The following is a 19,150-nucleotide window of genomic DNA, read 5'->3' on the forward strand; positions in this document are numbered from 1 at the left end:
ATCTCCTTCAGGCGGCAGGCACGCCGGGTTTCGCGGCAATCCGCGCCAGCAGGTCGACGGCGAGCTGGCTGAGCGTATCGTCGCGTGCCCCCATTACCACGATCCGGTCGCCGGGGCACGCCTGCTCGACCAGCCAGCTTGCGGCATCGGCGCGATCGGGGATGTGGCACGCGCGCGCGCCGATCCCGGCGGCGATGTCGGCGCTGGTCACTTCGCGCGAAACGGTGCCGCCCTGATAGACCGGGTCGGGCAAGACCAGCCGGTCGTCTTCGCCGAGCTGCGCCTGGAACATCGCGATCAGTTCGTGCCGCATCACCTTGAGCGGCCCGTAGCCGTGCGGCTGGAACAGCACGAGCAACCGGCCGGGGAAGGCATGGAGCGTCGCCAGCGTCGCGGCGATCTTGTCGGGATTGTGCCCGAAATCGTCGATCACGGTGATGTCGCGCGCTTGGCCGACCCGCTCGAACCGGCGCTTGAGGCCGGTGAACCCCTCGATCGCGCGGATCGCCTCCTTGAGCGGCACCCCCGCCGCGCGCGCCGCGCCGAGTGCCGCGAGCGCGTTGGAGACGTTGTGCGCGCCGGGCACCGACAGCCGCACCCGCTGCGTCTCCCCCTTCGCGACGAGATCGAAGGTGATCGCGGACGGGGCGGGGACGAGGTTGGTCGCGCGCAAATCCGCGCTCTGGTCGATCGCGAACGTCACCAGCCGCGCGGGGTCGAGCCCGCGCGCCAGCGCCGCCGCTTCGGGATCGCCGACGTTGAGGATCGTCGACTCCGCCTTCTCTGCGAATGCCGAGAACAGCGCGCGCAGTTCCTCGAGCGACTTGTGGTCGAGGCTGACGTTGTTGAGCACCGCAATCTTCGGCTGGTACAGCGCGATCGAGCCGTCGCTTTCGTCGACTTCGCTGACGAACGCCGCGCCGTCGCCGACCAGCGCGCTGGCGAAGGGGGCGTCGTCGCGTACAAAATTCTTCATCACCGCGCCGTTCATCACGGTCGGGTCGCGCCCGCAGGCGTGGAGGATCCAGCCGATCATCCCCGTCACGGTCGATTTGCCGCTCGTCCCCGCGACGCCGATCGGCAGCGTGCTCGCGTTGAACAGGGAGGCGAGCAGTTCGGGGCGGCTCAGCCGCGCCGCCCCGACGCGCTCCGCCGCGACGATGTCCGCGACGCTCGCTTCGACCGCGGCCGAGGCGACGACGATCTGCTCGGCCGAGGTGACGCCCGAGCCGTCCTGCGCGAACAGCGTGACGCCCTTGGCGGCGAGGTCATCGAACTTGGCGGGCAGGCGTCCGGCGTCGAGCGTCCGGTCCGAACCCGCCACGGTCGCGCCGCGCCCGGCGAGGATCATCGCGAGCGGCATCATCCCGCTGCCACCAATGCCGACGAAGAAGTAGGGTTTGCCGTTGGTCATCAGGCGGGGCTATCGCGGGTCAACGGAAATCGCCACGGGAAATGTGATGAAGATCGGAGTGGTGGCCCCCGCGCGGGGGATCGACGCGGCGCTCGCGGCGCGCGCGCAGGGGCTGGCGGCGGTGGCCGCGCCCGAGGTCGATCTGGTGTTCCATCCGCAATGTTTCCTGTCCGAAGGGCATTTCGCAGGCTCGGACGCGGCACGTGCCGCCGCGTTCGTCGAGATGGCGAACGATCCGACGATCGACGCCTTGTGGTTCGCGCGGGGCGGCTACGGGTCGAACCGGATCCTGCAGGCGGTGATCCCCGCGCTCGGCGAGGCGGCGCGGCGCAAGACGTATCTTGGCTTCTCCGACATGGGGTTCCTGCTCGGCGCGCTCTACGCCGCGCGGATCGGGCGGCCGGTCCACGGGCCGATGGTGTCGACCGCGGGAAGCGGGGACGGCGGGGTCGGGTTCACCCGCGCGTTGCTGTGGCTCACGAAGAAGGACCGGTCGGTGCTCGAGCCCGGGCTCGACGGGCGGCCGGCGGCGGCGTTCAATCTCGCGATCCTGACCGGACTGATCGGCTCGCCCTGGTTGCCCGACCTGACCGACCACGTCCTGATCGTCGAGGAGGTCTCCGAGCCCTTGTACCGGATCGACCGCATGCTGTTCACGATGGCGCATGCGACGCAGTTGAAAGGGATTGCCGGGGTACGGCTCGGGCAGATCACCGAGGTGCAGGCGAACGAGCCCGAATTTGGCGAGACGATCGAAACGATGATTACGCGCTGGTGCGGCGAGATGCGCGTGCCGTATCTCGGGCGCGCCGAGATCGGCCATTATCGCGGCAATCGCGTGGTGCCGTTCGGCGTCGCCTGACGCGAAAAAAATTCCCTGCGCGAAACGTGCGGTAGCTCCGCTTTCTATGATGGGGGCAGCGTGGCGTCGCACGCCGTCCTACAGCGCGGGGTTATCCTATGAATTGGTTTCGGGCCGATGCGCCTATCCGTTTGAAGATGTTGGTATCGTACGGCACGTTCGTGGCGTTGCTGGGGGCGGTGACGCTGGCGACCGCGCTGTTCCCGCCATCGGTTTCGGTGTGGGTCGCACTGGGTGCGACCGGGGTCGGCGTGGTGCTGGCGCATCTGTTCCGCGAAGCGGTGTGCGTACCCTATGTCGCGACGGTGGTGCGGATGGAGGGGCTCGCCGCGGGCGACCTCGATACGCCGATCGACTTCACCGACTACAAGGATTGCGTCGGGCGCATGACCAAGGCGATGGGCACGTTCCGCGCGACCGCGCAGGAGCAGCAGCGGCTCAACGCCGAATTCGAGGTCAATTCTCAGATCATCCAGCGGCTGTCGGGCAATTTCGATCGGCTGTCGAACTGCGACCTGACCGCCGATATCGTCGAGGACTATCCCCCGGTCTATCAGCCGCTCAAGGCGGCGTTCAACGACGCGCTCGAGAATTTGCGCACGCTGCTCGGCTCGGTCATGGCGAGCACGGGCAATATCCAGACCGGCTCGACCGAAATCGCCCAGGCCGCGAGCGACCTCGCGCGCCGCACCGAAGGCAATGCGGCGAGCCTCGAGCAAACCGCCGCCGCGATCCAGCAGGTCGATGCGCGGCTCAAGGCGACCGCGCGCGCCGCGACGCAGTCGGTCGAGACGTCCGAACAGGCGAAGACCGCGGTCCAGACCGGGCGCGAGCGCACCGACGTCGCGGTTCAGGCGATGACGCGGGTGCTCGACAGCGCGAAGGGCATCGACGACGTGATCGAGGGGCTCGACAAGATCGCGTTCCAGACCCGCGTCCTCGCGATGAACGCAGCGGTCGAGGCCGGACGCGCGGGCGATGCCGGGCGCGGCTTCGCGGTCGTCGCGGATCTCGTCAGCGCGCTCGCGATGCGCGCCGAGGAAGAGGCGAAGCGCGCGCGTGACCAGTTGAGCGTGACGCGGCTCGACATCGGCGCGGCGGTGGATGCGGTGCAGGAAGTCGACAGCGCGTTCGGCGTGATCCTCACCTCGGGCGAGCAGGCGGCGCGGCTGGCCGAGCAGATCGCCAACGACAATGCCGCACAGGCGAGCGCGATCAGCGAAGTCAGCAGCGCGGTGCATGAAATGGACACCTCAACCCAGCAGAATGCCGCGATGGTCGAGCAGACCTCGGCGGCGGCGCGCAACCTGACCGAAGTGGTCGTCCAGCTTGCCGAACAGGCCGACCGGTTCCAGGTCGAGCCTGCGCGGCGCGCCTACGCCTGAGGGGGCAGGGCATCCCGGGCCTGTCCCGGGGGGACGGCCTCGTTTGCGGGCACACCGCGACAGACCCATGATAGGGTGACGGAACACGCGCGCTTGCCTATATCGGCGCACCCGGCTTAAGCCGCGGGTTCCCTTCATCCACGGAAAGACCCTGTCCTCATGTCCGCGCTGTTCCGCATCTCGCTACCCGACGGTTCCGTCCGCGAGGTAGCCCCGGGGACTACGCCGGCAGACATCGCCGCGGCGATCGGCCCGGGTCTCGCCAAGGCGGCGATCGCCGCGCGCGTCGATGGCGAGCTGCGCGACATCATGCGCCCGTTCGATGGTGACAGCGCGCTCGCACTCGTCACCGCGCGCGACGAGGCGGATGCGCTCGAACTCGCGCGGCATGATCTCGCGCATGTCATGGCGGAAGCGGTGCAGCACCTGTTCCCCGGCACGCAGATCACCTTCGGCCCGGCGACCGACGACGGCTTCTATTACGACTTCGCCCCCCCCAAGATCAACGGCAAGGATCGTCCGTTCACCGACGACGACCTGCCCGCGATCGAGGCCGAGATGCGCGCGATCATCGGGCGCAACGAGCCGTTCGTCCGCGAAGTGTGGAGCCGCGAGCAACTGATCGAGACGTGGCAGCAGCAGGGCGAGACGTTCAAGGCCGAATGGGCCGCCGAGCTTCCCGATGGCGAGGAACTGACGATCTACCGTCAGGGCAAGTGGCTCGACATGTGCCGCGGTCCGCACATGGTCTCGACCGGCAAGCTCGACCCGAACGCGTTCAAGCTGACGCGCGTGTCGGGTGCCTATTGGCGCGGCGACCAGAAGAACGCGATGCTCAGCCGCATCTACGGCACCGGCTGGCTCAACAAGAAGCAGCTCGACGCGCATCTCACGATGCTCGAGGAAGCGGGCAAGCGCGACCATCGCAAGATCGGGCAGGAAATGGACCTGTTCCATCTCCAGTCCGAAGCGCAGGGCTCGGTCTTCTGGCACCCCAAGGGCTTCATCCTGTGGCGGCAGTTGGAGGCGTACATGCGTCGCCGGCTCGACGCGGCGGGCTATGCCGAGGTGAAGACCCCACAGCTGATGGACGCGCGCCAGTGGGAACAGTCGGGCCATTGGGGCAAGTATCGCGAGAACATGTTCGTGGTGCCCGACGAGATTCCGAACACCGAGGATGACGCCGCGGTGTTCAGCGGCACCGCCGACCTGATGGCGCTAAAGCCGATGAATTGCCCGGCGCACGTGCTGATCTTCCGCCAGGGGATCAAATCGTATCGCGACCTGCCGATCCGCATGGCCGAATTCGGTTGCTGCCATCGCAACGAGCCGCACGGCGCGCTCCACGGCATCATGCGCGTCCGTCAGTTCACGCAGGACGACGCGCATATCTTCGTCCGCGAGGATCAGCTCGTCACCGAGGTCCAGCAATTCTGCGAGCTGCTCGACAGCGTATACCGCGACCTCGGGTTCGAGGACTATGCGGTCAAGCTGGCGCTGCGCCCCGAGAAGCGGTTCGGCACCGAAGAGATGTGGGACCAGTCGGAGGACGAGTTGCGCAAGGCAGTGCTCGGGTCGAGCCTAAGCGAGTCGATCAAGGCGAAGTTCGAGGAACTGCCGGGCGAGGGGGCGTTCTATGCGCCAAAGCTCGAATTCCATCTGACCGACGCGATCGGGCGGACGTGGCAGGTCGGCACGATCCAGTCTGACCGTGTCCTGCCCGAGCGACTCGACGCTTCATATGTTGGTGCCGACGGCGAGCGGCATCGCCCGATCATGCTTCACCGCGCGATCCTGGGGACGTTCGAACGCTTCATCGGCATCCTGATCGAGCATCACGCCGGGCGCTTCCCGCTGTGGCTGTCGCCGGTGCAGGCGGTCGTCGCGACGATCGTGTCCGACGCCGACGATTATGCGCGGGAAGTGGCCGAGAAGCTCAAGGCGGCGGGAATCCGGGTCGAGACCGATCTGCGCAACGAGAAGATCAACTACAAGGTGCGCGAGCATTCGCTGGCGAAGGTTCCCAACCTGCTCGTCGTCGGCAAGCGCGAGGCCGAGGAAGGCAAGGTCGCGCTGCGGCAATTGGGCAGCGACCGGCAGCAGTTCCTGACGCTCGACGACGCGATTGCGATGCTGACCGAAGCGGCCAAGGCGCCGGACCTGTAATGCCTGCGCGCTTAGCCCCTCCCCTTCAGGGGAGGGGTTGGGGTGGGGCAGTCCCAAGCGCTACGCTCGGTGAGACACTTCCCCACCCCCAGCCCCTCCCCTGAAGGGGAGGGGAGTTCACGACGAAAGACGCCCCCGCCCGGATCGTCACATCCTGCACGAGCGCATCTTTCGTTTTCCCCCGAAAACCCCTATATACGACTGTCAACGACCAGAGGAGCTACACCTATCCGACCCCCGATGAACCGCCAGGCGCCGCCGATGAATGGCCCTCGCTTCAATGAATTCATCCAGTCCGCCAAGGTCCGCGTGATCGACCAGGACGGCGAGAACCTTGGCGTGATGTACACGCGCGAGGCGATGGAGCAGGCGCGCGAGGTCGGTCTCGACCTGGTCGAGGTGTCGCCCAACGCCGATCCGCCCGTCGCGAAGTTCCTCGATGTCGGCAAGTTCAAGTACGAGGCGCAGAAAAAGGCGAACCTCGCGCGCAAGTCGCAGAAGACGCAGGAGATCAAGGAGATCAAGATGCGTCCGAACATCGATGACCACGATTACGACACCAAGATGAAGAAGGTGCTCGAATTCATCGACGAAGGCGACAAGGTCAAGATCACGCTCCGCTTCCGCGGCCGCGAGCTCAGCCACGGCCAGCTCGGCATGGCGCTGCTCCAGCGCGTCCAGGCCGACGTGACCGAGACCGCCAAGGTCGAGGCCTATCCGCGCATGGAAGGCCGTCAGATGCTGATGGTGCTCGCGCCGAAATAACGACCGATGTGCTTCCCCGGCGAGGGCCGGGGTCCAGCAAGACGGGCGGGGGATCGAAGCGCAGCGCGCGGTCCCCAAACCTGCGCTACTGGGCCCCGGCCCTCGCCGCGGAAACGAAGGATTTGGGTTAAGCCGCCTCCACCAGCCGCTCCCCCGCCGCCGCGCTGAGCAGGCGCCGCTCGATCGTACGCAAGCGGCTCCCGGCCCCGATTTTCTCGCCCGTCAGATCGGTGAGATAAAACGTATCGACCGCGCGCTCGCCATAGGTCGCGACATGCGCCGAGTGGATCGTCACCTTCGACTGGAACAGCGCATGCGCCAGCTGGTGGAGCAATGCGGGCCGGTCGCGCGCGTTGACCTCGATCACGGTAAAGCGGTTCGACGCCTTGTTGTCGATCAGCACGTTGGGCGCGATCGGAAACGCCTCAGCGCGCGTCCGTGGCAACGGCTTCGCCAGCAGCCGGTCGACCAGCTTGACGCGGTTCGCCAGCGCGTCCTCGATCGCTTTCTTGAGGCGAACGAGCTGGCCGTCCTCGTCGAACGGCCGTCCGACCGGATCCTGCACCAGGAAATTGTCGAGCGCCATGCCGTCGCGGGTGGTGTGGATCCGCGCGTCGATGATGTTCCCCCCGGCAATGCTGATCGCGCCCGCGATCCGGTAGAACAGCCCGGGATGGTCGGCCGCATAGACGGTGACGAGCGTCGCGCCGCGTTCGGGATAGACCCGCGCCGCGATCGACAGCGCGGTCTCGCCTGCCTGCGCGATCAGCGCGGCATTGTCGGCGATGACGTCTTCAGGCTCGGCGACCCAATAGGGTTCGGGCAATTTGGCGACGAGTGCGTCGAACGTGGCATCGCTCCACTGTAGCGCATCCCGGAGCGCGATCTGCTTGGCGGCGATCCGCTCGGTCCGGCCCTTCTGCTTGTGGCCGAGCCGAAGCACTTCCTCGGCCGATTCGTACAGGTCCGAGAGCAACTGACGCTTCCACCCGTTCCACACGCCGGGGCCGACCGCGCGAATATCGACCACGGTCAGCACCAGCAGGAGCCGCAGTCGCTCGGGGCTTTGCACCACGGCGGTAAAATCGAGGATCGTCTTGAAGTCCGACAGGTCGCGCTTGAACGCGGTCGCGGACATCAGCAAATGCCAGCGCACCAACCACGAAACCGTTTCGGTTTCCGCCGGACTCAGCCCCAGGCGCGGGGCAAGCCGTTCGGCAACTTCGGCCCCCAGCACCGAATGGTCCCCACCGCGCCCCTTAGCGATATCATGGCACAGCACCGCGACATACAGCGCGCGGCGCGAGACGATCTGCTTGAGCAGCGCGGTGCACAACGGATGGTCCGCCGCGAGGATGCCGCGTTCGATCCGCGCGAGCAGCCCGATCGCGCGGATCGTATGCTCGTCGACGGTATAATGGTGGTACATGTCGAACTGCATCTGCGCGACGACGCGGCCGAAATCGGGAACGAAGCGGCCGAACACGCCCGTCTCGTTCATCCAGCGCAGCACCGTCTCGGGGTCGCGGTGGCTGGTCAGCACGTCGAGGAACAAGGCGTTCGCGGTCGGATCCTGCCGGATCTCGTCGACGAGCTTCGCATCGCGCGACGCCGCGCGCATCGCGAGCGGGTGGATCTCGAGCTCGTGCTTGTCGGCCAGCGCGAACAGCTCGATCAGCCGTACCGGTTTTTCCGCGAGGAAATCGTCCGAGGGTAGCGCGAGCCGCCCGCGCACCAGCGTGAACCCGTTGAGCTTGCGCGGCGAACGCCGCAGCACCGGGAAACCGAAGCGCCGCCCGCGCGCTGCGAACTTCTCGTCGAGATGCGCGAGGAACACCCCCGTCAGGTCGCCCGCGGTGCGTGCCTGGAGGAAGTAATAATGCATGAACCGCTCGACCTTGGATTTGCCGGGGCGGTCGGCGAAGCGCATCCGCTCCGCGATCTCGCGCTGGAGGTCGAAGGTGAGGCGGTCCTCGGCGCGGCCCGAAATCGCGTGGAGGTGACAGCGCACCGCCCACAGGAAATTTTCGGCGCGGTGGAACTGGCGATATTCGTCGCGGCTGAGCAGCCCCGCCTCGACCAGCTCGCCCGGCTCGGTGACGTTGTAGGCGTACTTGCCGATCCAGAAGAGCGTGTGCAGGTCGCGCAGGCCGCCCTTCGCCTCCTTGACGTTCGGTTCGACGACGTAGCGCGTGTCCCCCATCTTGTGATGCCGCACGTCGCGCTCGGCGAGCTTGTCGGCGATGAACTGACGCGCGGTATCGGCCTGGACCTCGGTCTTGAAGCGCTGTGCCGCCTCGTCATACAGTGTCTGATCGCCCCACACGTAGCGGGCTTCGAGCAAGGCAGTGCGGATCGTCACGTCGCTCTTGGCCTGTCGCACCATCTCGTCGAGCGAGCGGCTGCTGTGGCCGATCTTCAGGCCCATGTCCCACATGGTGTAGAGCATCGCCTCGATCACCTGCTCCGCCCAGGGCGGCTGTTTGCCCGGGGTGAGGAAGCCGACGTCAATGTCCGAATAGGGTGCCATCTCGCCGCGCCCATAGCCGCCCACCGCGATGATCGTAATGCGTTCGCCGGTGGTGGGGTTGGGGTTGGGGTAGATCCGCTGGACCATGAAATCATAGAGCAGCCGTAGCAACTGATCGACCAGAAACGCCTGTGCCGCCGCGGCTTCCAACCCGCGCGAGGGATGTTCGATCAATCGTCGCCCGATCTCGGCGCGCCCCGCGTCGAGCGCCTGTTTGAGCAGCGCGAACGCGCCGGCACGCAGCGTGTTAGCGTCCCCTTCGAGTGCGGTGAGCGCGTCGGCGACGGTGCGCCGGTCGATGATCGAACGGCGCTGCGGAAGGGATTCAAAGCGAGGTGGCATTTTCGATAGATAGGATGTGCGTCATCGAACGTCACGCGGCTTGACGGACTCGCGCGCTTGGCCAAGGCTTGTTGCCATGACCAGACCCGCACGGCGCCAGATCATCCAGATAGGCGGGTTCCCCGCGGTGAAGACGGGTGCGCCGTCGCCCTATGCCGATCTCTATTACTGGGTGATGGAGATGAGCTGGCCGTGGTTCATCGCACTCGTCTCGGCGAGCTTCGTCGCGATCAACCTCGTGTTCGGGACCCTCTATGCGTTGCTGCCGGGCGCGATCGGGACGATGGAGCCGGGGTCGGTGATCGACGGCTTCTTCTTCTCGGTCGATACGCTGGGGACGGTCGGGTACGGCGTGATGGCGCCGGTGACGCGGCTTGGCCACGCGATCGCCGCGGTCGAGATCCTGACCGGGCTGTTCTTTTCGGCGACGATCACCGGGCTGATCTTCGCGCGGTTCGCGCGCCCGCGTGAAAGCCTGCTGTTCAGCGACGTCGCGGTGATCGGGCGGTATCAGGGCAAGCGCGCGCTGATGGCGCGAGTCGCGTCGAAACGCTCGCGGCCGCTCGCCGACGTGACCGCGCAAATGAGCTGGCTGGAGCTGGTGCATGTCGGCGACGGTCGCACCTTCCGGCGGCTGAGCGAGTTGCCGCTGGTGCGCAACCAGAACCCGATGCTCGGGCTCGCATGGACCCTGGTACACATCCTCGACGACGACAGCCCGGTCCTTGCCGCGCTCGCGGACGATCGCGACCGATTCATGCTGACCCTGTCGCTCAGCGGGATCGACACCTTGCTCGCCAGCCAGTCGCTGGGCGGAAAGCGCTATGCCCGCGAGACGGTGCTGATCGATCACGAGTTCGTCGACGTGATCAGCGACGAGAATGGCACGACCCACCTCGACCTCCGCCTGCTGCACAAGACCGTGCCGATCGCGGACGCGGTGCTCACGATCGATGCGGCGTGAGCGGGCGGCGGGGTTTGGCGGCAAGGCATGGGATGCGGGCGACATCCGGTCGTGGTGAGGAGATGGCATGACCGACACACCCAGCCCGACCCCGCTCGACCGCCCGATCTGGCATAGTCTGACCGGACGGCAGGCCGCCCTCGCACTCGGCGATGCGCGCGCGGTGCGGTTCCGCCCGGAGGTCAATCTGTTCGGCGAGGCGGCGGACGATTCGCCCGAGTCATCGCGCGCGCTGGTCGGATTGATCGAGGACGGTGGGACGCTCGGGTTGCTCGGGGTCGGCGCGGCGGTGGCGTTGCCGGGGACGGTCGTGGTGTCAGAACGGCGGCTGAACCAGATGGTCGCGACCCGGCTGCATAGGACGTCGCACGCGCTGGATATCGTGCCGCTGGGGGATGCCGACGCAGCCGAGATGCTGGCGCTCGCGACGCTGACCGCGCCGGGACCGTTCTTTGCGGCGACGCATCTGCAGGGCGGCTATATTGGCGTGCGGCGCGGCGGCCGGCTGGTCGCGATGGCGGGCGAGCGGATGAAGGTGCCGGGGTTCAGCGAGATCAGCGCGGTATGCACGCATCCCGACCATCGCGGACAAGGCTTCGCGCGGGCGTTGATGGAAGCAGTGATCGCGCCGTTGTTGGAGCGCGGGGAGGGGGTGTTCCTGCACACCTATCCCGACAATCCGGCGGTGGGTTTGTATCGCGCGCTGGGGTTCGAAGTGCGGCGCGAGATGACGTATACGGTGGTGGCGCGGGGGTAATTTCCGGACCAGAGCTTCCTCCCCCCATTCGTCATTCCCGCGAAGGCGGGAATCTATTGATACTAGCGGTTCGTAAGACGTGCACCGTCAGCCAGTATGGATCCCCGCCTCCGCGGGGATGACGGATGGGGAGGGTGCGCCCCCTCCCCCGCCAGTGTGCAAACCGGAACCACGCTACCCCCGCGCCAATCCCTTCAACCGGTACAGCGTCTCCAACGCCTCGCGCGGGGTCAGCGCGTCGACGTCCAGCGCCTCCACCTCGGCGCGGATCGCGTCGCATTCCTCTTCCTCCGCCTCGATCGCGGCGGCGAACAGCGGCAGGTCATCCAGCCCCGCCGCCAGCCCGCCGGTCTTGGCGCGCCCCGCCTCGAGCTTCGCCAGCACCGCCTTGGCGCGCGAGATCGTCACCGGCGGCAGCCCCGCGAGTCGCGCCACCGCCAGACCGTAGGACCGGTCCGCCGGCCCCTCGGACACCTCGTGCAGCAGGACCAGCTCGCCCTTCCACTCGCGCGCGCGGACGTGGTGGAGCGTCAGCGCCTCGCAGCGCTCCGCAAGCCGGGTCAGCTCGTGATAATGCGTCGCGAACAGGCAGCGGCAGCGATTGTCGTCGTGGATCGCCTCGACCACCGCCCAGGCGATCGCGAGCCCGTCATAGGTGGAGGTCCCGCGCCCCACTTCATCGAGGATGACGAAGCTGCGCGGTGTCGCCTGCGCGAGGATCGCGGCGGTCTCGACCATCTCGACCATGAAGGTCGAGCGCCCGCGCGCGAGATTGTCCGATGCGCCGACGCGGCTGAACAGGCGGTCGACCAGCCCGAGCGTCGCGGCGGTCGCGGGGACGAAGCTCCCCGCCTGCGCGAGCACCGCGATGGCGGCGTTCTGGCGCAGGAAGGTCGACTTGCCGCCCATGTTCGGCCCAGTGACGAGCCACAGCCGCGAATCCTCCGACAGGCGGCAGTCATTGGCGACGAAGCGTTCGCCGCGCTTCGCCAGCGCATCCTCGACCACCGGGTGTCTACCGCCCGTAATATCAAAACAGGCGTGGTCGACCAGCTCGGGCCGCGCCCAGCCGCCTTCGCAGCCACGTTCGGCGAGCGCCGCTGCGACATCGAGCCGAGCAAGCGCGTCCGCTGTGGCCGCGATCGCCTCGCGCCGGTCGAGGGCGGCGGCGACCAGATCCTCGAGATGCGCCGCCTCAGCCGCGAGCGCATGCGCGCCCGCCTGCGTCACCTTGGCGGCGACTTCGTGGAGTTCGGGCGCATTGAAGCGCACCGCGCCCGCCATCGTCTGGCGGTGGATGAACCCGCTGTCGGGCTTCATCAGCCCGTCCGCCGAGCGCGCCGGCACTTCGATATGATAGCCGAGCACGCCGTTGTGGCGGATCTTGAGCTGCGCCACGCCGGTGCGGCTGCGGAACTCCGCTTCGAGCGCGGCGATCGCGCGTCGCCCGCCCGCGCCCGCATCGCGCAGATCGTCGAGCGCGGCGTCATAGCCCGCCGCGATATAGCCGCCGTCCGATGCATCGATCGGAGGCGCAGGAACGAGCGCGCGCGTCAGCAAGTCGATCAGCGCGCCATGCCCGCGCAGGCGGGGGGCGAGGTCGGTGAGCAGCGCAGGCGGCGCGGCGATGGTGCCGAGCCGCTCGCCAAGCCGCCACGCGCCGTCGAGCCCGTCGCGCAACTGCCCGAGATCGCGCGGGGAACCGCGCCCCGCCGCAAGCCGCCCGAGCGCACGCCCGATATCCGCCATGCTGCGAAGGGTGCCCCGGAGCGACTCGCGCAGGCCGCTGTCGTCGCTCAGCAAGGCGACGAGATCGAGCCGCGCCTCGATCGGTCCGCGCTCCATCAGCGGCGCGCCGATGTCTGCGCCGAGCAGCCGCGCGCCCGCTGCGGTCACGGTCCGGTCGATCGAATCGAGCAGGCTGCCCTTGCGCGCGCCGGTGGTGGTCTGGGTGAGCTCGAGGCTTTCGCGCGTCGCCGCGTCGATCGCCATGTGCTGCGCGCTCGCGCCAAGCCGGGGCGGGCGCAGGAACGGCATCGCGCCCTTGGCGGTGTGGTCGAGATAGGCGACGAGGCCCCCCGCCGCCGACAGCGCGGCGCGGTCGAACTGCCCGAATCCGTCGAGCGTCGCGACCGCGTAGAGCGCCTTGAGCCGCGCCTCGCCGCGTGCGCTGTCGAACTCGGCGCGCGGGCGGAGCATCGTCGCCAGCTCGGCAAAGTGGCTATCGTCGCACACGATCGTCTCGGCGGGGGCGAGGCGGGCGATCTCCGCGCCCAGCCCCGCGGGATCGCACGCGATCAGCTCGAACCGGCCGGTCGAGATATCGGCGGCGGCGATCGCGACTCCGCCGCCCGCCTCGCCGATCGCGACGCACCAATTGGCGGTGCGCGCGTCGAGCAACGCTTCCTCGGTCAGCGTGCCCGCTGTCACCAGCCGGACAATTGCGCGCGAAACCAATGTCTTGCCGCTGCGCTTCTTGGCTTCGGCGGGGCTCTCGGTCTGCTCGGCGATCGCGACCCGGTGCCCCGCCTTGATCAGCCGCGCGAGATAGCCGTCGGCGGCATGGACCGGTACGCCGCACATCGGGATCGGCACGCCGTGATGCTCTCCGCGCGCGGTCAGCGCGATGTCGAGGCAGGCGGCGGCGATCTTCGCATCATCGAAGAACAGCTCGAAGAAATCGCCCATCCGGTAGAACAACAGGCAATCGGCCGCCTCCGCCTTGAGCGTCAGATATTGCGCCATCATCGGCGTGGGGGCGGCGGCAGTCGGGGCAGGGGCGGGAGAAGCGGCGGGCATTGCCGCTGGGTAGCGAAGAAACCGCCGCGCGTCATGGGGCAGATGTACGGGGGATCCCAGAGCAGGGTCTTTCTGCTTCCGTCATGCTGAACTTGTTTCAGCATCCACCGCGCAACGGGCTCGGACCGCCTTTGCGGAGCGGTGGACCCTGAAACGAGTTCAGGGTGACGCCGGGTGGGTTTGACCATCCGGCGCCCCTTCCACGCTTATTCGCCGTTGAGCATCGCGAAGACCGAATCGTACCGCCCCTCGCGCTCGGCATCGCGCAGGAACCTCACGCGCTCGACCGTATTCTCCGGCCCCGCGGGATTCGCCTCGAGCAGCGCCATCGTCTCCGCGATATAGGCATCGAGCGGCATCGAATTGGGGTTGGTCGCCTGCCCCGGCATCAGGTCGGTCGCGACCGCGGGCGGGGCGATCTCGATCACGTCGATCCCGAGCCCGGCCACCTGCGATCGCAGCGACTGCGACCAGCTGTGGATCGCCGCCTTGGTTGCCGAATAGGTCGGCGTGACGACCAGCGGTACAAACGCCAGCCCGGACGAGACGGTCAGGATCGCGGCATTCGCCTGTTTGCGCAGGTGCGGGAGCAGCGCCGCGGTCAGCCGGATCGGGCCGAGCAGGTTGGTCGCGATCATCGCCTCGGCATCGGTCGGGTCATAGCGGTCGGCCGCCATGTTCTCGGGCCGCATGATCCCGGCGTTGTGAATCACGGCGTTGAGCGCGGGATGATCCGCGACGACCTGCGCCGCGAAACGCGCGATGTCCGCCGCGTCCGCGACGTCGAGCAGGGCCGTGGCAATTCCGGGCAGGTCGCGGGCGAGCGCCGCGAGCGGTTCCGCGCGGCGGCCGGCAACGATCACCCGATTTCCCCGCGCGTGAAACTGTTCGGCAAGCGCACGGCCGATCCCCGAGCCGCCGCCCGTGATGAGAAGGGTGTTACCGGTCGTCTTCATGCTGCGTCTCCTGCGCGACTATCGCGCTGCAGATATGGCCTGGATGGTCTATCACAAGGCCGACCTGCCTGCCTCGCGCGCCAGCCTCGATCGCCGTAGCGTCGACTGAAGGCGTTCCCATCCGGGCAAACTCTGCTTAAGGCAGCGCTATTCAGGAGTGCGCCCCCCATGTCCGAAGAATCAAACGTCCAGTTTTCCGAGCGCGAGGCGCTGTTGTTCCACTCGGAAGGGCGGCCCGGCAAGATCGAGATCATCGCGTCCAAGCCGATGGCGACGCAGCGCGACCTGGCGCTCGCCTATTCGCCCGGGGTCGCGGTCCCGGTGCTGGCGATCGCCGCCGATCCGAGCCTTGCCTATGATTATACCGCCAAGGGCAATCTCGTCGCGGTCATCTCCAACGGGACCGCGATCCTCGGGCTGGGCAATCTCGGCGCGCTCGCGTCCAAGCCGGTGATGGAGGGCAAGGCCGTCCTGTTCAAACGCTTCGCCGACGTCGACGCGATCGACATCGAATTGAAGACCGAGGACCCGGACCGGCTGATCGACGCGATCGAGCTGATGGAGCCGAGCTTCGGCGGCATCAACCTCGAGGACATCAAGTCGCCCGAATGCTTCATCATCGAGCAGTCGCTGCGCGCCAAGATGAATATCCCGGTGTTCCACGACGACCAGCACGGCACCGCGATCATCTGCGCGGCGGGCCTGATCAACGCGCTGTTCCTGACCGGGCGCGACATCAAGACGACCCGGGTCGTGATGAACGGCGCGGGCGCGGCGGCGATCGCCTGCGCCGAGCTGATCAAGACGATGGGCCTGCCGAGCGACCATCTGACGATGATCGACCTGGGGGGCGTGATCTATCAGGGTCGCGAGGACATCAACCAGTGGCAGTCGGCGCACGCCGTCAACACGACCAAGCGGACCCGCGCCGAGGCGCTTGACGGCGCGGACGTGTTCATCGGGGTTTCGGCGGCGGGCGCATTGCCTGCGCACGAGCTGATGAAGATGGCGCCCAAGCCGATCATCTTCGCGATGGCGAATCCCGATCCCGAGATCACGCCGCCCGAAGCCAAGGCGGCGCGACCCGACGCGATCATCGCCACCGGGCGTTCGGATTTCCCCAATCAGGTCAACAATGTCCTGTGCTTCCCGTTCATCTTCCGCGGCGCGCTCGACGTGCGCGCGACGACGATCAACGACGAGATGAAGCTTGCCGCCGCGCGCGCGCTGGCGGCGCTCGCGCGGCAGCAGGTGCCCGAGGAAGTCGCGGTCGCGTACGGCGTGCACCACACCTTCGGCCCCGAATATATCATCCCGACGCCGTTCGATCCGCGGCTGATGGAGATCATCCCCGTCGCGGTCGCCAAGGCGGCGATGGATTCGGGCGTCGCGACCAAGCCGATCCTCGACCTCGATGCGTATCGCGAGAAACTGAAGGCCCGCCTCAACCCGACGACGTCCGTGCTGACGCTCGCCTATGAAGGCGCCAAGGCGCATCCCAAGCGCGTGCTGTTCGCCGAAGGCGAAGAGGAAGTCGTGTTGCGCGCGGCGATCGCGTTCAAGGATGGCGGTTACGGCACGCCAGTGCTGGTCGGGCGCGACGACGTCCCGGACCGGCTGCGCTCGCTCGGCGTCGCCGATCCCGACAGCTACGAATTGCACAACAGCCGCAATTCCCCGCTCGTCCCGCGGATGGTCGATTTCCTGTACGAACGCCTTCAGCGGCGCGGTTATCTGCGCCGCGATTGCGAGCGGATGATCAACCAGGATCGCAATATCTTCGGCGCGGTGCTGCTCCAGCTAGGCGAAGCGGATGCGATGATCACCGGCATCACGCGAACCTATGCGCACACGATGCGCGAGATCCGCCGCGTGATCGACCCGGCGGAGGGGCGCACCCCGTTCGGGATCCACCTGATGGTCGGGCAGAGCCACACCGTGTTCATGGCGGACACCACCGTCAACGAGCGCCCGACCGCCGAGGAACTCGCCGACATCGCCGAGCAGACCGCGCTGGTCGCGCGCCGGATGGGGCATGAACCGCGCGTCGCGTTCCTCAGCTATTCGACCTTCGGCAACCCCGAGGGCAATTGGCTCGACAATATCCGCGCCGCGGTCGGCGTGCTTGACGGGCGGCAGGTCGGGTTTGAATATGAGGGCGAAATGGCCCCTGACGTCGCGCTCAACCCCAAGCAGCTCGCGAACTACCCGTTCGCGCGGCTGTCGGGGCCAGCGAACGTGCTGATCATGCCGGGCCTGCAATCCGCCAACATCTCCGCCAAATTGCTGCGCGAGCTTGGCGGCGACGCGGTGATCGGGCCGATGCTGGTCGGCATGGAAAAGTCGGTCCAGATCGCGCCGATGACCTCGACCGCGAGCGAACTGGTGACACTCGCGGTGCTGGCGGCGGGCGGAATCGCGCGCTGAGCGACTCCGTCAGGTGGCGGACACCGGTGCTGGTGTCCGCCGGGGCGGGAGCGGGGCCGCCCTGAAATCGTCCAGGCCGGGCGCGTAGCGTTCGGGCAGGTCGCGGCCCAGTTCCAGATAGACCCGCCGTATGTCGGGCCGGTTCTCGATCCGGCGCAACATGGCGTCCTCGAGCGACACCGGCGGCAAATGGTTCGCCTTGGCGTATCGCGCCGCAGCCAGGCTGACCAGCGTTTCGGTATGGTCCTGCTGCTGCACGCGTTTCAGCCACCATTGCGCCTGCTCCTCGACCGAGCCCAGACATGCGACGGCGAGGTTCTGGGCGCCGAGATTGCCCCGGTACAGCGCATCCAGCCGTTGGTGTTCGGCAACCGCCTCGGCGTGCTTTCCCCGCCCCTCCAGCGCGCACGCGCGCAACGCGACGAAATAGCCCATCGTCGCCGGGCTCTCCACGTGGTCACTGGTCGGCATATGGTGGTCGAGAACGTCGATCGCGCCGGCATAATCGCGCACGAACAGCAGATGCCTGACGAGGTTCGGCGTGATATTCTCGCTTCCGACGGCAAGTGGAGCCGGAACGTCCAAGGCGGCGCGCATCCGCTTGATGGCCTCGGCGTGCTTGCCCTGCTCGGCCAGCCAGCGCCCCTGATGCATGATCGCCATGTTGCGGTCCCACGCAGTATCCGGCGTGGCCGGGGTCAACAGCCATTCGTCGATGAGAGCGATCGCCTCCCGGTCGTGGCCCGTCTCCACCAAAGCGTCGGCAAAGCGCAGCCGCGCCTCGTCCGTGTTCGAAATCTCGAATGCGGCGCGGGTCGCGGACAGTAGCGCGCGCCGCTGGACCGACAGGTCGCTGCCCGCCCATTGTTCGATCGCGGGCCCGATCGGCGCGAACTTGCGATCGATCAGCATGGCAATCCCGTCGCTCGGCGAAAGGATCGTCGGCAGGAGTTGCGTCGCGCCCGCCGTATCGGCGGCGCGCAACCGGTTCACGATGGCGATCGTGGTGTATCTCGAGAGCGTGGAAGGGTCGTTTCGCGGGTATCCGGCGGCTACCAGCCCGGCGATCAGGTCGTTCGCGACGCTGCCTCGGTCGATGTACCGGAGCTGCCGGTCGATGGTGCCCATTGTTCCGGGGTCGACCGCATCGAGCCCGGACGCATGCTGGGCGGCGGCGTGCATCAACAGCCGTGCGGCTTCGACCGGTCGCTGGTGGGTCGATTCGTCGAGAGCGATCGGAATCAGGACATTCGGGTCGTCCGGACGCAATTGCCGGCATTGGTCATACCCCGCTCGCGACTCCGTCGCGCGTTCCATCGCGTCCAGCAGGGCCGCGCGCGTGCACACCACCTGACCGCGAAACGCGGTCGGTTGTGGCAGCAACGCCAGCGCGCGATCGAGGATAGCCAGACCGGCCGCCTGACTCGGCGCCGTGCCATATTGAGCGAGCACCGGCAGTGCAGACTGTTCGCTGGGGAGCGGCTGGGGATCTGTCTGTTGTCCCCAGGCAACACCGATGTTTGCCGTCGCCGCCAGAACAACCAGAAGAGAAATCATGCGCACGTCGTGGTGTCCCCTTTGCCACGGGATGATCGTGCGATGGTGCCTGACCGTTGAGTTCGCAGCAATATCCCGTTGTCGTTCAAGGCCGATCGCTAGCCTGCCCCGGCGCGGGACGTGGTCGATCCCGGTGCGAGCGGGTGGCCGGCCTGTCCCGCGCGCTCGGCAGCGCCGCGATGGTTTGAGTGTCGGCACCTCCGCCGGATCGCCAACCCGCGGGGTC

General features: G+C 67.5%; 12 protein-coding genes. 7 read left to right on the forward strand and 5 right to left on the reverse strand.

All coding sequences use genetic code 11. The features are described from left to right. Window positions 1–7: 7 nt before the first annotated feature. Entirely contained in the window at window positions 8–1,414 is a 1,407-nt protein-coding gene (locus RH91_RS08370) for a glutamate ligase domain-containing protein (protein ID WP_010162222.1), read from the reverse strand. A gap of 46 nt (window positions 1,415–1,460) precedes the next feature. On the opposite strand from RH91_RS08370, the gene RH91_RS08375 reads away from it, so the two are divergent. From RH91_RS08375 to infC, 4 genes are all read left to right on the forward strand, one after another. Then, window positions 1,461–2,276, forward strand: coding sequence for an LD-carboxypeptidase (locus tag RH91_RS08375; protein ID WP_010162223.1), 816 nt, complete (start codon window positions 1,461–1,463; stop codon window positions 2,274–2,276). A gap of 137 nt (window positions 2,277–2,413) precedes the next feature. Further along, complete coding sequence (locus RH91_RS08380; RefSeq protein WP_010162224.1) at window positions 2,414–3,661, forward strand: methyl-accepting chemotaxis protein; 1,248 nt, start codon at window positions 2,414–2,416, stop codon at window positions 3,659–3,661. Window positions 3,662–3,820: 159 nt separating this feature from the next. Beyond that, a complete protein-coding gene (thrS, locus tag RH91_RS08385; RefSeq protein WP_010162226.1) occupies window positions 3,821–5,827 on the forward strand; it encodes a threonine--tRNA ligase in 2,007 nt (668 codons plus the stop codon). Window positions 5,828–6,088: 261 nt separating this feature from the next. Continuing rightward, window positions 6,089–6,592, forward strand: coding sequence for a translation initiation factor IF-3 (gene infC / locus RH91_RS08390; protein WP_232283442.1), 504 nt, complete (start codon window positions 6,089–6,091; stop codon window positions 6,590–6,592). Window positions 6,593–6,719: 127 nt separating this feature from the next. Here the strand turns inward: infC and RH91_RS08395 are convergent, their stop codons facing one another. Then, complete coding sequence (locus RH91_RS08395; protein WP_010162228.1) at window positions 6,720–9,464, reverse strand: [protein-PII] uridylyltransferase; 2,745 nt, start codon at window positions 9,462–9,464, stop codon at window positions 6,720–6,722. 76 nt (window positions 9,465–9,540) lie between these two features. Here RH91_RS08395 and RH91_RS08400 point away from each other — a divergent pair, with 76 nt between their 5' ends. Beyond that, window positions 9,541–10,428, forward strand: a complete 888-nt coding sequence (locus RH91_RS08400) for an ion channel (protein WP_010162229.1) — start codon at window positions 9,541–9,543, stop codon at window positions 10,426–10,428. Between the two features lie 67 nt (window positions 10,429–10,495). Then, window positions 10,496–11,185: a GNAT family N-acetyltransferase gene (locus RH91_RS08405; protein ID WP_010162230.1), complete on the forward strand. Its 690-nt coding sequence runs from the start codon at window positions 10,496–10,498 to the stop codon at window positions 11,183–11,185. Between the two features lie 174 nt (window positions 11,186–11,359). On the opposite strand, the gene mutS is transcribed toward RH91_RS08405, so the two are convergent. Together mutS and RH91_RS08415 are read right to left on the reverse strand one after the other, a co-directional pair. Beyond that, complete coding sequence (gene mutS / locus RH91_RS08410) at window positions 11,360–13,933, reverse strand: DNA mismatch repair protein MutS (protein WP_029623712.1); 2,574 nt, start codon at window positions 13,931–13,933, stop codon at window positions 11,360–11,362. 257 nt (window positions 13,934–14,190) lie between these two features. Continuing rightward, complete coding sequence (locus tag RH91_RS08415) at window positions 14,191–14,940, reverse strand: SDR family oxidoreductase (RefSeq protein WP_010162232.1); 750 nt, start codon at window positions 14,938–14,940, stop codon at window positions 14,191–14,193. Between the two features lie 168 nt (window positions 14,941–15,108). On the opposite strand from RH91_RS08415, the gene RH91_RS08420 reads away from it, so the two are divergent. Further along, window positions 15,109–17,367 carry an NADP-dependent malic enzyme gene (locus RH91_RS08420; protein ID WP_010162233.1) on the forward strand — a complete coding sequence of 753 codons (2,259 nt, stop codon included), beginning with the start codon at window positions 15,109–15,111 and terminating at the stop codon, window positions 17,365–17,367. A gap of 9 nt (window positions 17,368–17,376) precedes the next feature. On the opposite strand, the gene RH91_RS08425 is transcribed toward RH91_RS08420, so the two are convergent. Then, window positions 17,377–18,924: a hypothetical protein gene (locus RH91_RS08425; RefSeq protein WP_232283443.1), complete on the reverse strand. Its 1,548-nt coding sequence runs from the start codon at window positions 18,922–18,924 to the stop codon at window positions 17,377–17,379. Window positions 18,925–19,150: the final 226 nt, after the last annotated feature.

The organism is Sphingomonas sp. PAMC 26617 (genome assembly GCF_000242835.1).
Lineage (GTDB): Bacteria > Pseudomonadota > Alphaproteobacteria > Sphingomonadales > Sphingomonadaceae > Sphingomonas.

What these genes read in the sequence shown, in the direction of transcription:
- RH91_RS08370 (WP_010162222.1), bottom strand. Translation starts at nt 1,414, where the DNA reads ATGACCAACGGCAAACCCTACTTCTTCGTCGGCATTGGTGGCAGCGGG.
- RH91_RS08375 (WP_010162223.1), top strand. Translation starts at nt 1,461, where the DNA reads ATGAAGATCGGAGTGGTGGCCCCCGCGCGGGGGATCGACGCGGCGCTC.
- RH91_RS08380 (WP_010162224.1), top strand. Translation starts at nt 2,414, where the DNA reads ATGTTGGTATCGTACGGCACGTTCGTGGCGTTGCTGGGGGCGGTGACG.
- thrS (WP_010162226.1), top strand. Translation starts at nt 3,821, where the DNA reads ATGTCCGCGCTGTTCCGCATCTCGCTACCCGACGGTTCCGTCCGCGAG.
- infC (WP_232283442.1), top strand. Translation starts at nt 6,089, where the DNA reads ATGAATGGCCCTCGCTTCAATGAATTCATCCAGTCCGCCAAGGTCCGC.
- RH91_RS08395 (WP_010162228.1), bottom strand. Translation starts at nt 9,464, where the DNA reads ATGCCACCTCGCTTTGAATCCCTTCCGCAGCGCCGTTCGATCATCGAC.
- RH91_RS08400 (WP_010162229.1), top strand. Translation starts at nt 9,541, where the DNA reads ATGACCAGACCCGCACGGCGCCAGATCATCCAGATAGGCGGGTTCCCC.
- RH91_RS08405 (WP_010162230.1), top strand. Translation starts at nt 10,496, where the DNA reads ATGACCGACACACCCAGCCCGACCCCGCTCGACCGCCCGATCTGGCAT.
- mutS (WP_029623712.1), bottom strand. Translation starts at nt 13,933, where the DNA reads ATGATGGCGCAATATCTGACGCTCAAGGCGGAGGCGGCCGATTGCCTG.
- RH91_RS08415 (WP_010162232.1), bottom strand. Translation starts at nt 14,940, where the DNA reads ATGAAGACGACCGGTAACACCCTTCTCATCACGGGCGGCGGCTCGGGG.
- RH91_RS08420 (WP_010162233.1), top strand. Translation starts at nt 15,109, where the DNA reads ATGTCCGAAGAATCAAACGTCCAGTTTTCCGAGCGCGAGGCGCTGTTG.
- RH91_RS08425 (WP_232283443.1), bottom strand. Translation starts at nt 18,924, where the DNA reads ATGATTTCTCTTCTGGTTGTTCTGGCGGCGACGGCAAACATCGGTGTT.